The organism is Microbulbifer discodermiae, from assembly GCF_040742695.1.
Lineage (GTDB): Bacteria > Pseudomonadota > Gammaproteobacteria > Pseudomonadales > Cellvibrionaceae > Microbulbifer.
In genome coordinates this window covers 1-11,987 of record NZ_JBFLAB010000018.1, presented here as the reverse complement: position 1 = coordinate 11,987, position 11,987 = coordinate 1, and the positions used below count along the sequence as shown (strand labels likewise).

Annotated in this window: 9 protein-coding genes and 1 pseudogene; 5 read left to right on the top strand and 5 right to left on the bottom strand. The window is 47.7% G+C overall.

The annotated features are described in order from the left end of the window. Positions 1 to 45: 45 nt before the first annotated feature. The 3 genes and pseudogenes from AB1S50_RS08510 to AB1S50_RS08500 all read right to left on the bottom strand — a co-directional run bounded on the left by AB1S50_RS08510 (position 46) and on the right by AB1S50_RS08500 (position 2,202). Positions 46 to 204, bottom strand: a complete 159-nt coding sequence (locus AB1S50_RS08510; protein ID WP_455363741.1) for a type II toxin-antitoxin system RelE/ParE family toxin — start codon at positions 202 to 204, stop codon at positions 46 to 48. A gap of 244 nt (positions 205 to 448) precedes the next feature. Beyond that, complete coding sequence (locus AB1S50_RS08505; RefSeq protein WP_367150156.1) at positions 449 to 952, bottom strand: hypothetical protein; 504 nt, start codon at positions 950 to 952, stop codon at positions 449 to 451. 282 nt (positions 953 to 1,234) lie between these two features. Beyond that, positions 1,235 to 2,202 (bottom strand): annotated as a pseudogene (locus AB1S50_RS08500) (IS30 family transposase). Between the two features lie 1,100 nt (positions 2,203 to 3,302). On the opposite strand from AB1S50_RS08500, the gene AB1S50_RS08495 reads away from it, so the two are divergent. The 3 genes from AB1S50_RS08495 (at position 3,303) to AB1S50_RS08485 (ending at position 8,485) form a co-directional block, all read left to right on the top strand. Then, positions 3,303 to 3,905 (top strand): RNA polymerase sigma factor, encoded by a 603-nt coding sequence (locus tag AB1S50_RS08495; RefSeq protein ID WP_367150155.1) that lies wholly within the window; start codon positions 3,303 to 3,305, stop codon positions 3,903 to 3,905. Then, positions 3,898 to 4,947: a FecR family protein gene (locus AB1S50_RS08490; RefSeq protein WP_367150154.1), complete on the top strand. Its 1,050-nt coding sequence runs from the start codon at positions 3,898 to 3,900 to the stop codon at positions 4,945 to 4,947. The genes AB1S50_RS08495 and AB1S50_RS08490 overlap by 8 nt, the downstream gene beginning before the upstream one ends. A gap of 583 nt (positions 4,948 to 5,530) precedes the next feature. Then, the gene (locus AB1S50_RS08485; RefSeq protein ID WP_367150153.1) at positions 5,531 to 8,485 is read left to right on the top strand and encodes a TonB-dependent receptor; all 2,955 of its coding nucleotides are present in this window, start codon (positions 5,531 to 5,533) and stop codon (positions 8,483 to 8,485) included. A gap of 407 nt (positions 8,486 to 8,892) precedes the next feature. Here the strand turns inward: AB1S50_RS08485 and AB1S50_RS08480 are convergent, their stop codons facing one another. Beyond that, positions 8,893 to 9,570, bottom strand: a complete 678-nt coding sequence (locus tag AB1S50_RS08480; RefSeq protein WP_367150152.1) for a hypothetical protein — start codon at positions 9,568 to 9,570, stop codon at positions 8,893 to 8,895. A gap of 331 nt (positions 9,571 to 9,901) precedes the next feature. On the opposite strand from AB1S50_RS08480, the gene AB1S50_RS08475 reads away from it, so the two are divergent. Then, positions 9,902 to 10,213, top strand: coding sequence for a hypothetical protein (locus AB1S50_RS08475; protein WP_367150151.1), 312 nt, complete (start codon positions 9,902 to 9,904; stop codon positions 10,211 to 10,213). A 10-nt stretch (positions 10,214 to 10,223) separates the two neighbouring features. Next, a complete protein-coding gene (locus AB1S50_RS08470) occupies positions 10,224 to 10,589 on the top strand; it encodes a hypothetical protein (RefSeq protein ID WP_367150150.1) in 366 nt (121 codons plus the stop codon). Positions 10,590 to 10,831: 242 nt separating this feature from the next. On the opposite strand, the gene AB1S50_RS08465 is transcribed toward AB1S50_RS08470, so the two are convergent. Next, the coding region (locus AB1S50_RS08465; RefSeq protein WP_367150149.1) for a DUF4062 domain-containing protein at positions 10,832 to 11,987 on the bottom strand (1,156 nt) is incomplete at its 5' end.

Below are 11,987 nucleotides of genomic sequence, written 5' to 3'. Positions count from 1 at the left end.
ATCCACGCCAATAAATCGAAAGGTCACTCTCCAGTTGCCGTCCACTCATATTGACCAGTACCCATTCAGATCACCTTTCAGTGGGTGCACCCTGAATGAGGGTATGTTCAAGTCTACCGGGCCTGCGGCATCATCCAGTAACGCCAGGATTCGTCGGAGCTTTGCGGCATGTGCCGCCTGAATGCCTCTGCTCGTCCCTTTCATGTAAAGGGATTCGCGCTGCCAGTCCCTGGCGGATTGTGAGGCATTGCTGCTCTTAGAGTATCCAGCTTGAAAAATCTGGGTTGACAGGAAGCCCGCTGAGGTCTTCTACCAGCCCATTTTGCCTATTGGCAATACCGCTTCTTGAAAGCCTGAACCCCAAGTGCAATCTTATCCTGAGAGATGGTGGGATTGCTGACAAAAGAGCGGAATACTACCGTTTTCTGCGGAATTGCCAGATGAGCAATTAATCCAGTGTGATCCTTGCTGCCAAAGCAGGAGAAGGCACTAAAACTGCTCGATCAGAACTATTAGAAATATAACCATTTACGCTCGTATTAAGTAATACGTTATTATATCCTGATCGTAGAAATTCAAACGTTCTTGGATCTTCGCGTAATGTATCCAAATCGTTAATAGTTGATGGATCAACCCCTGAAGGAGACAGCCTTAAGCTTTGATTTATACCTCCACTATTTATATATAAAATCGCGCCATTTAGTTCTATGGAAAACATGTAGTAAAAATTTCCATCGGAGGCATTAAATCGTAGGGCGTTGAAAAGCGGCGGTGAGATTCCTGCTGGTCGAAAGTTTAAAAAACGTGCATTTGCTGTTGGTGTTATAATTTTAGCTGTTTCGATTTCAACCAATAATCTATTTTGCGTTTCGAAGGATGATACATTTGCGAAAGAGCTTGAAGAAACGCTGATGAACAGCATCAAAAACAATAATTTATTCGGCAGTCTCATAACATCTAACCTTTGATTTTTTTGATTGGTGTAAAACTCTCTAAATCTATAAGAAATTCGTTAGACTAAAAATAACTACATATGTGCTCCTCATCTATTTCTTAGACTTTCCTCCTGCTGGCCGGTAATTTATATTCTCTTGTATCAGAAGTCGTCAATGATTACTTTCTTGTAATTTGAAAACCATGACGCTCTTCTTATTTTTTAAATTTCACACTAATTTTAATGTAAGCACCTTTTCAAATTGATAAAACGCGGTTTCAAGTAATAACTGCAATTTCGTTACGCAGCGAGTAAATCTGCTCGCTGCCCCATCAATAGTTCGTTTGGCGATCGACAACCCCTCGTCTTTCTCGGACGGTCGTTGAGTCGATTCATCTCCGCTTGCACCTCTTCATCAGTGACTTCATTGAAGTCGGTGCCTTTAGGAAAATACTGTCGGATTAGACCGTTGGTATTTTCGTTGATCCCACGCTCCCAGGAAGCATACGGATGAGCGAAGTAGACATCAGCGCCAAGCCCATCGCCAATTTTTTCGTACTCCGAAAACTCCAAATCGTTATCAAAGGTAATGGTTTTGACCTTCGATTTCAGGGCCTTCATGCCCACAACAGCTGCCTCTGCAAGTAAGTCTGCCCGTTTGCCAGTTAACCGGAGGATCACCGTATACAGCGTTTTGCGCTCTACCATGGTCAATAAAGCGCTTTTGCGCCCCTTACCCATGACGGTATCGCCCTCCCAGTCACCGATTCGGCAACGACTATCAACTACCCTTGGACGATCATCGATATCTACTCGGTTTTTGATCTGTCCACGCCGGTCATAATGGCCATAGCGTTTTCGGTAGGGCCTGGAGAGCACTCGCAAGTGTTTGTAAAGGTCCTACCCTCAGCCTTATCGGCGTAAACAATTTGATAAATCGTCTCATGGTGCAACGACACCTGCTTGTGCCTCAATAGGTAGTCCGCTACTTGTTGAGGGCTCAGCTCCTGGCGAAGCAGCTTCTCTATCCAGTCTCTCACTCCATCGGTCACTTTGATCGCTTTATGGGCCGTCGTTCTGCGATTATTACTGAAACGCTGCGCCTGTGCGGGTCTGTAACCTCGTAAACCGCAGTTGCGCTTCAATTCTCTACTAATCGTTGAAGGTGAGCGCCCCAACAAAGCAGCGATCTCTTTCTGGCTATATTCTGCTTTCAATAATACGTTAATCTGGTATCTTTCTTCTTCGGTCAGCTGGTGGTAACTCATCAGTGCCTCGTCTCTTGGTCGGGAGAAGCGCGGAGTCTACCAGCTGGCCCCTCTCCCTATCCAATTGCACTTATTATCCGAAACCGCGCACAATAGCCTAGTTGACATTCATCAAAATTTTTCTGCTTTACGAAAGCAAACTATGCCTCCAAAGGCGAAATGCGTAATAACGCCTTCTTTTATTGAGGGGACCGTCGTTAATGTGACTTTTCAGGATAACGATTCTTTTAGTCGAAGTGGTACAGATTCGACGTCTTACAATTGGGTGTTATCAAATGGCTCAAGTTTTACTGGTAAGGGTCCTTTTTCATCTATATTCTATGCGCTTTTCCAGAAAAGCTACTCCACATATACAGCTCGGTTAACTGTAACTGATGGCTTTGGAAATAGGGACTACATGACTTGTTCTGTAATATTGCAGGACAGCAACGGTGGCTGCCGCTCTGAACCCTGTTTGGAGCCAATTGAATGAGCCTTGGATCAGCCAAATAGCGATTTAAACCGAAATATTTTTTTGTTCCAAGTGGGTGGTTGAAAATATCATAATATTTTAACCATCCACCTATCAGCCCTGCCTTCACAGCATTTGTGGTCCAGCTGAGTGCACTGACCCTGGTGGTTTTTATCACTCCTTATCCCGGTTGGCTACTCAGGATACTTGTCCTACTCCTTTTCCACATAGTGCACAGCCCTGGTTTCATGGTGCGAGACAGTAATCTCCTGGCCATATAGCAACTCAACTTATCGCAATTTTGTGACAATTTTCTGCGGTTTGTGGCGCTTGAGATTCACTCATGACCTACCGTTAACCAATTACAAGGGTGGACAGTTCCATTGGGACAGGGCTCCCCAAAAAATATAAAAATCGCTTCTCTATAGCGGAAAACCTCTCTCCATTCGTCTGGACTTACTATAGAGGGGTATTGATCACTAACAGGGCTGGGCAAAACTAAATAAGCACCCGGCCGCAGTGATCAAAAACAAACGACTCAGCTGACTTTTAACCAAAAAATGGTGTGGATGGGCCCCAAACACAGAGTTCGCAGAGCAAGATTTGAGCAATTTGGCAAACCGCTGAATAGTCACGGTGTAAGGGAGAGATGTCAGAAAAAGATACTATAAGCGGTTTATATATCGCACTGCGGGCGACCCTGGTGCGGGCGGTATCGCGTATTGTACCACCTAAAGAGATAGAGGATATCGTTCAGGAGACCTATGTCAGGGTTTGTCAGGTTAAGCGGGAAGGCGAGATATTGTATCCGCGCTCTTTTTTGCTAAGGACGGCCCGAAACCTGGCGCTGGACTACCTGAAGCGGTCGGAAACAAGGATGACTGTAAGCGCTGATGAAGACCCGGAAACAGCCTATAGCCAAACTGACTATTTTTCTGACGAAACCTACGAGCGGGTTGCGTCAGATGAGGAGTTCTCACATTTTTGCGAGGCCGTTCGTCAATTGCCCCTGCGTTGCCGCAGGGTCTTTGTGCTCAAGAAAGTCTATGGCTACTCCCAGCGGGAAATAGCAAAAGAATTGAATTTGAGCGAAAGCACTGTAGAAAAACACATTGCCACCGGCATCAAGCGGTGTACCTATTTTATGATGCAGCGAAGTAGTCCTGAGTCAAACAACAATGGCCGCAGTAGACAGTGGCCCCGGGCCTCCACTTCGCCCTCCGTATCGGGCAAGGGAAGCGCACATGAGTAAAGTTGTCTACAAACTGGAAACGCAGCAGGAATGCTACGAACAGGCCAGCCAGTGGATTGCGAGGCTGGACAGAGGTTTGAATGTACAAGAAGTTCAAACTCTGAAAGAGTGGCTGGCGGGCAGTGGAAAAAATCGCCAGGTACTTTTTAAGATGGCTGAAATCTGGGACAAAATGGACGCCCTGTCACGGTTATCGGAACTCTTCCCCAATACCCATAAGCCCACGGCGGGGGCTTCGCGGCCCTATAGGGCCGTGGCGGCATCCGCACTGGTGGTACTTGCTTTCTTTTGCGCCTGGGCGGCCACCATGGTTGCTGAGCGGTTCATCGAACAGCAACAGGTTTTGGCCGCGGTCGTCGACCGAATATACGAAACGGCAATCGGAGAGCATTCCTCGGTAAATTTACCAGACGGTAGCCAATTGGTGCTCAATACGAACAGTCAGGTAAAGGTAAGCTACACCGATCAGCACCGACTGCTGGTCCTTGAACGGGGGGAGATTCACGTCCAGGTAGCCCACGATAAGTCTCGCCCCCTCAGTGTGATTGTTGGAGATAAAGTGGTTCAGGCCGTGGGAACGGCTTTCAATATTGAAATTAACAGCGATCAAAAGATCGAACTGGTCGTCACTGATGGAAAGGTTTTGGTCGCTGTACACGAGACGCCAGAGGACAATACCATCGAGTTGCTTCCAGAAATTTCACCGAATACTTCTGTGATCGTTTCAGAAGGTGAGCAACTGGTGCTTGGGGGAGAAGAAGAAACCATCGAAAAAGTAAATCCAAAGGAAATACAGGTCAAACTATCATGGCGGGATGGAAATCTGGTTTTTCGCGGAGAACCCCTGGAAAGTGCAGTGGCCGAAATCAGCCGCTATACACAGGTTGAATTTGTTATTCTCGATGAAAAGCTGAAAAAAGTGCGAATTGCCGGCTTGTTCAAAGCCGGCGATGTGAAAGGTTTGTTGTTGACCCTCAGAGAGAATTTCAATATTTCCTATCAACGGGTTGGGGATAGCAAGGTCTTGCTAAGCGCCGAATAGCCTGAATCTGATGTTCTAATACTGTCCGATATGAAGCTTATGTTTTGTTTGTACATTAACGGCATGGTGGAAAATAATTTCTAGGTCGTCTACTAAAAACGCGAGTTTAAAACTCGTGAAAGAGAATAATAATTTGGCCAGGTTTTTCTGTATTGGCTTATATATCCTGGTAATGTTGTATTCGGTATTGCCTGTAAGGGCAGCACAAACACATGAAACTATACCTTTCGTTATTCTTGAACAAAGAGCGGACCTGTCGCTGATTGCCTTCGCAGAGCAGGCTGATTTAACGCTAATTTTTCCTTTCGATATCGTCCGGGAAAAAACCACAAACTGTTTGATTGGTTCCTACTCGATCGAAGATGCTGCCCGGGCTTTGCTGTCCGGAACGGGTTTAAGGGCAAAAGTCGAGGGAGACAGGCGGCTCAGTATCGGTATTGATGACGCCCGAGGAGGGGTGAATTTCATGACATCAGATTTTTGCGCACCGGAAAAAAATAGGATCGCACAAGCGATTCATTCAGCCCGGCCATTCAATCAGGCCGCCCCAATGTGGTGCAGCGCGACCGCGGTCTGCCTGGTTATGGCTTCAGCGTCCGTCCTGGCCCAGAGCGAACCAGAGGGGCCTAACCGCGAGGCTATCGAGGAGATCACTGTCACAGCGCAGAAGATCGAGGAGGGCATCCAGGATGTGCCCATCGCCGTATCAGCCTTTACCGGCGACAGCATGGAGGATTTGAAAATCGAGCGCGGCGACGAACTGGTGCGCGCGGTACCTAATGTGAACTTCTCTAAGAATAATTTCAGCACCTACAACCTCTCCATCCGCGGCGTGGGCACCAAGGCCGTCTCCGCCAGCTCCGACCCGGCGGTGGCGGTGAGCTTTAACAACTCGCCCCTGATCCGCAATCGCCTCTACGAGCAGGAACTTTTCGACGTGCAACGAATCGAGGTACTGCGCGGCCCCCAGGGCACTCTTTACGGCCGCAACGCCACCGCCGGCGTGGTCAATATGCTGCCGCAGATGCCCTCAGACGACTTGGAAGCGGAAATCAAGCTGGAGGCGGGCAACTACAATACCCGCCGCAGTAGTGGCATGTTCAATCTACCCATGGGGGAGACCCTGGCACTGCGGGTCTCCGGCGCTATGACCAAACGGGATGGCTATGACTATAATGCCTTTACCGACAATGATGTTAACGATAGGGATCTCTACTCCACCCGCACAATTCTGGAATGGCAGCCTTCTGAAGCCTTTAGCGCTAATTTGATCTGGCAGCATTTTGAAGAAGATGACCAGCGCTCCCGTACCGGTAAACAGCTCTGCACCCGCGATACAGGTCCGGATATGGTTGGCGAAGCCAAGGTGTCGGATAGACTAAGACCACAGTTTAGCCAAGGTTGTTTGCCCGGCTCCCTGTACGACGACGATGCTTTTGGCGCCCCTAATGCCGAAGCTTTGGCCTTTCTTCGCGTTACAACCTATGGTTTAGGTGGCTTTTTGGGGACTTTGCTGCCGACGCCCGACAATCCTTCTTTTGGCGTACTTCCGTTCGTCAAACAGATTGATCCCTATAGGAACGTTCAGCAGTCCCGCGATCTGCGCGAGATTGAGACGAGCTACGATCCGGTGTTTCGCGCCGAAAACGATGTGGTGCAGCTGAATCTGGAGCTGGACCTGGGAGAGTCACTGCGGCTCTTTGCCCAGTCCACCTATGCCAAGGACGACTACTACAGCTCCCAGGACTATAACCGGTATCTATCAGCCCCAGTCTTTAACGACTCCGCCCATGAGGGCCTGGTCCGCTTTGTAAGAGGGCAACTCGTACCCTACGAGTTGCCCGGAATAACCCCAGGGGGTGTCTTTACTGACCCTCAACTGGGCCCTTCGGACCGCATGTTGTCGGTGGATATCAGCCGGTCGGACAATAGCCAGCGGAGCCACGAGTTGCGGTTGCAGTCCGCCTTCGACGGTCCATTTAATTTCTCCCTGGGAGCCAATTATCTGGATTTTGAATCCCAGGACGACTACTACGTTTTTAATAATCTCTTTACCCATATCGCTATTGCCATTTATGGCAGCTCAATTAAGGATGAGGAAGGGCGCAACACTCACGGTTCCTGCGATGAAACCACGCCGGGGGAATGTATCTATGTGGACCCCAACCCCCTGGGGCAATTAAACGACGAGGGGCATAACTACTTTCTCAGCCGCAATCTGGTGGAGACCCGCTCCAGTGCCCTGTTTGGTGAAACCTACTGGCAGATGACGGACGCGGTCAAGCTGACCGCCGGCCTGCGTTACACCGAGGACCGCAAGACCGCTACTCCCATCCCCAGTCAGCTGTTACTGGGTACGAGTTTACGTGACGGAATAGTTTATAATGGTGGGGTTTCCGGTGGCAAAGCGCGGCGCGGCTACCCCCGTGGGGAAGATATTAAACAGGCGTGGCAGGAGTACACTGGACGCTTGGTGCTTGACTGGCGCACCGAGACCCCTTTCACCGACGAAACTCTGTTTTACGCCTCTTTCTCACGTGGCTATAAGGGCGGCGGCACCAACCCGCCTCGGGTGGATGTTGATACCGCGATAGTGCAATACCAGCCACTGGCCGGGAAATTCGAGCCGGAATTTGTTAACGCCTTCGAGTTTGGGGCCAAAAATACCCTGCTGGATGGCAGTCTGAACCTAAATGCCACCGCCTTCTACTACGATTACAAGGACTACCAGGTTTCGCAGATTGTGGATCGTATTTCCTTTAACGAGAATTTCGATACCGAAACCTGGGGCCTGGAGCTGGAAAGTGCTTGGCAAATCACCCCCAACACCCGTACGGATTTTAATCTGGGCTATTTAAGAACCCGTATCGGCGATGGTGAGGAATCCATTGATGTCATGAATCGCACCCAAGGCAATCCAGACTGGATGGTGGTACGCCCCACCTTGCAGGTACCCTCCAATTGTATAGCGCCACGCCATTTAGTTGAGCAGCTTGTTGCCCAGGATGTGATTGGACTCTTTGTGGGCCAGCTTTGCGGTGGTGCGAACCACTATGGCACCTACGGACCATTACCAGACGGGAGCGAGCCGCGTATACGTCTTGATAAGCGGTACGGTGTGGAACCCTATGTTCCGCTTTTCGATGCCCCCAACGGCGGGCGCGGCTTTGCCGCTGATCTGGGCGGCAACGAGCTGCCCAATGCACCGGAGTTCACCGCCAATCTGGGCCTGGATCATACAATTCCGTGGCGCGATTGGGAGCTGAAGTTGCGTGGAGACTACTATTTCCAGTCGCAGAGTTTTGCGCGGGTGTACAATTCTGAGTACGACCGGTTGAAGTCCTGGCGAAATTTAAATCTATCCGCTACTGTTGCCCAACCGGTATGGGATTTTGAAATGCAGCTCTATGTCAAGAATGTATTCGATGATGCACCTATCACCGACTTCTTTACCAACAGTGACGATACCGGTCTCAGCGCCAATGTATTTACTCTGGACCCACGTGTTATAGGTTTAAGTTTCTATAAGGGCTTCTAGAAATACTAAACAACTAATTTGTAGGGTGTGCCGTGGTGTTATTGCCGCGGCTTTTTTATTTCCCTACTCTTCGCAATCACTTCCTGCCAGCTGTGCTCTACTTTAATGAGCGGGCATTTCCTTTGAAGAGTGGAAAATACACTGCAATACCAAGTGGTTGTGCAGGGCTTTGCGTTACCTTCCGCTGACCCGGAATACCTGGAGACCAATGACCACCATGCATGGTTATCCGCTGTGAGGATAGCTTTCGGGGTTGGCCAATACTGGAGCTTTTGTATCTTCTATTGGTTACCTAATCTTAGAGGTTCGAATTATACGGCATTGCAATTATAGGGCACCGGGTTTCTTTTACTGGTGCCCTATAATGCAATGTCTCAGTTAATTGAGAATTAGCCCCCCTGTATTGGTTACTGATCCAGGCGGATTTTGTAGTTCAGTGCATTACCCCAAATAGGCAGGAAATTGCACGAAGTTGGCCTGAAACCCCAGGACAGGATAGATCGAGCATTACGTGTCTGACCATTCATTGGGTAGACCGTATTTAAGTTATCATTGGCATTTGCAATGACTGCAAACTGCCAGCTAGGGTTTGTGCCATAAATTTCATTCGCGAGGTGCACACTATCGTCACCGACTGGTACTAAGCTTCCATTTGTATTTCTAACACAATGCAATACATATTCACGGCTACCGGGTAAAGGTGCCCCACCAAATCCGAATCTTTGTTTAACTTTTACAGGGCAACCAAACTGGCGACGTTGCGGATCATAACCACAGCAACTCATTTCTTCATAGAATAGGCTTCCGAGTTGTGACACCGAAGCACCACATTGGTTTGCAGCCGTCACAAAATCAGAAGTATCTATAGTTTCATTTGCGCAATATGCATAGGTTTGGTACAGAGCAAGCTCTGCGTCCAATTTGTCATCTACGGGGAGATTAGCTATATTTTCCAGTTCTAGGGCAACCTCTTCTCTTACCTCCGGGCCACAAATCGGCACAGGTACGATTTGTGAGGATGCAGTAGGCGATACAGTAATTGACAGCATTAGTAAGGTAAATAAGACAACTTGATGAGTTCTCATTACAAACCCTCCTCTGAAAGTTCAATTAGGCAGAAATTTCTATTTATTTAATTAAAGGAGTTAACGAAGTGACCAAAAAAGAAACTCTGATAAGACTCTTGTGCCACCCTGGCAGACTACAGGAAAATAAACTGAGACAAAACCCTATATTAGCAGGCTAATGGAGTAACCTCTATTTCTAGTCAATTTATCTTTCTCCATAATATTCTATGTCGTGTATTTTTCTGTTTGATAAAATTCTCCACATAGATATTTAAATTTCATCCAGTAATGGATTCAGCACTGGTTTTAATATCTTTATCTGGATGGCATTTACGCCATTAGCAATTTTATGCACTTAATTCGAAAGCGCTTCGGCTTTGCCCTGTGTTATGCACTCCACGAGCAGTGGTCCCGGGCCATCTGCAGCCGGGAAACTCCGATCATCGACCGGGAGAGCATTGTCTACGAAGCCCAGAATGCCAAAGGTGTCCTGCTCGGTGTTCTGCATAACGACGATCCGCCCGTCTGGGAAATTGTCACCCATGTCCAATGCGCAGGCCTGCGCACCGTGTACAAAATCAGTGTGGGGGGTATCAGCTATGCGGCTGGTATTGATCCACAGCACCGGGTGATTACCCACAACCAACCGCACAAGCCCTGAGGGAGCCCATATGGTCGAATATATTCAAGCAAGTGGTATCAGCAATGCGGGAGAAGATGAACACTTTTATGAGTTGACCAGCGGCATCTATACCGGCGATATTGTGCGAATCTCACAGGTGCGTAATCCCATTGATCTGGATCAGGACGGCAGCCCCGATCAATTTGCCTATAAAATGATCGGCGCCTTTGTCACTACGGATAACCAGGTGCTAAACAATACCGTCGGTACCCCCTGGCAAACCCCCGGTAAAGTGGAAACCCTGCAGGCCAGTGCTGTGGCTGAGGGCACCGAGAATGAGGAAGTGAACAAAGGGGTATGGCGTATGGAGTGCATCCAGCGTACGGTGAATCTGAGGGTGGTGATTGGGGAGTGAAAGGGGTTAGATTCCTCCAAAAAAATGCTGGATTGATTGTAAAATAGTGATGAAGTTAATAGCGGTCACAGTGAAAGTTATGTCAATTTTTTATGGTCGAGAAATGTAGAATGAAATAGAAGTTTAAAATGAAAAGATGCTCCTTTTCTACACAATCCTTAAGCAGCTGAAAGCAAGCATGTAGTAACGCCAAGGTCATGTGCAGACGCCGCAACGCGGCGGCTGTCACATGCACCTTTTTGTTAGGTGCGCTCTCTCACGACCCGAAGTTCCAACATTAGCTTTTCGCCTCTATCGGTTAGCTTCCAAAATGTCGCCATATTTCCTTTGGTTGTTTTAAGGTAATTCGTCCTCATCAATCCGTAAGCGCGAAACTGTAATCCGATAGTTTTGAAGTCTTGATCATTAATTGATGTTGAATACCCATTTCGGCCGGATCGATCTTTAAGTGCTGCGGCCATCTTAGATTTCACGGTCTCTTCATTGATGTATTCTTCTAAATACGGTGAAATAACCTTAAACATTTCACGCCAAGATATCTCGGTCACATGATTTCTTGTTACAGCAGGGCTTCCGCTGCGAATTGACCAGTTAACAGGAAATATTGAGTCGATATCCGCGAGATTACTTATAGGTTCAATCGGCGCTGCTTTTTGATTTTTTATTCTCTCCTCTAGTTCAGAATTTTTCTTTCTTACACTATTAATTTCCAATAGCAATTCTTCACTCGCAGCGTGATTCGCCCGAATCCAACCAGTCGCTGGATACATCTTTATAGTTTTAGTTAGGCTTAACGCAACCAATCCGGGAAGCTCCTGAGCTGACTTCCAGAATTTTACAAGCCGCCCATCAATTACTTTATCTTTGAACTGGAAAAGCTTTTCTCTAAGATCGGAGTCTTGTTCCGACTTTCCAAAAGGTATGTCGTCAGGTTCACCATGTATTAGAGCTACAACCTTTAGCCCATTTTCAACAGCATAATCAAATTCTTTTTCGGTGTAACTTATTCCATCAGGGGTTGTTGATCCATACCTGCCACCAATGATCAATAGATAATAGTCACAATCATCAATCACCTTTTTGATGAACTCCCATTGCTCTTCATCTGCGGCAGGGAATAGCTCCATGCCAGCCGGAATACAGTCCATTTCCATTAAGGCTTGAATTACATGCTGCCTCTCTTCTTTTAAATCAGCATATGTAGAACTTACAAATACTTGATATCTTTTTTCCATTACATATCCCTTAGGAGCACCTAAGGAACCTCTGAAAAACTGCTCCAGTCTGGCATAATTTACCCCATTTCCAACATACACAGATTCAATCATGAGCCAACTGACCTTCGCCGAAGCCGAATACACTATCAAGAAACGCAAAACACGGCGCGAACTGTTCCTC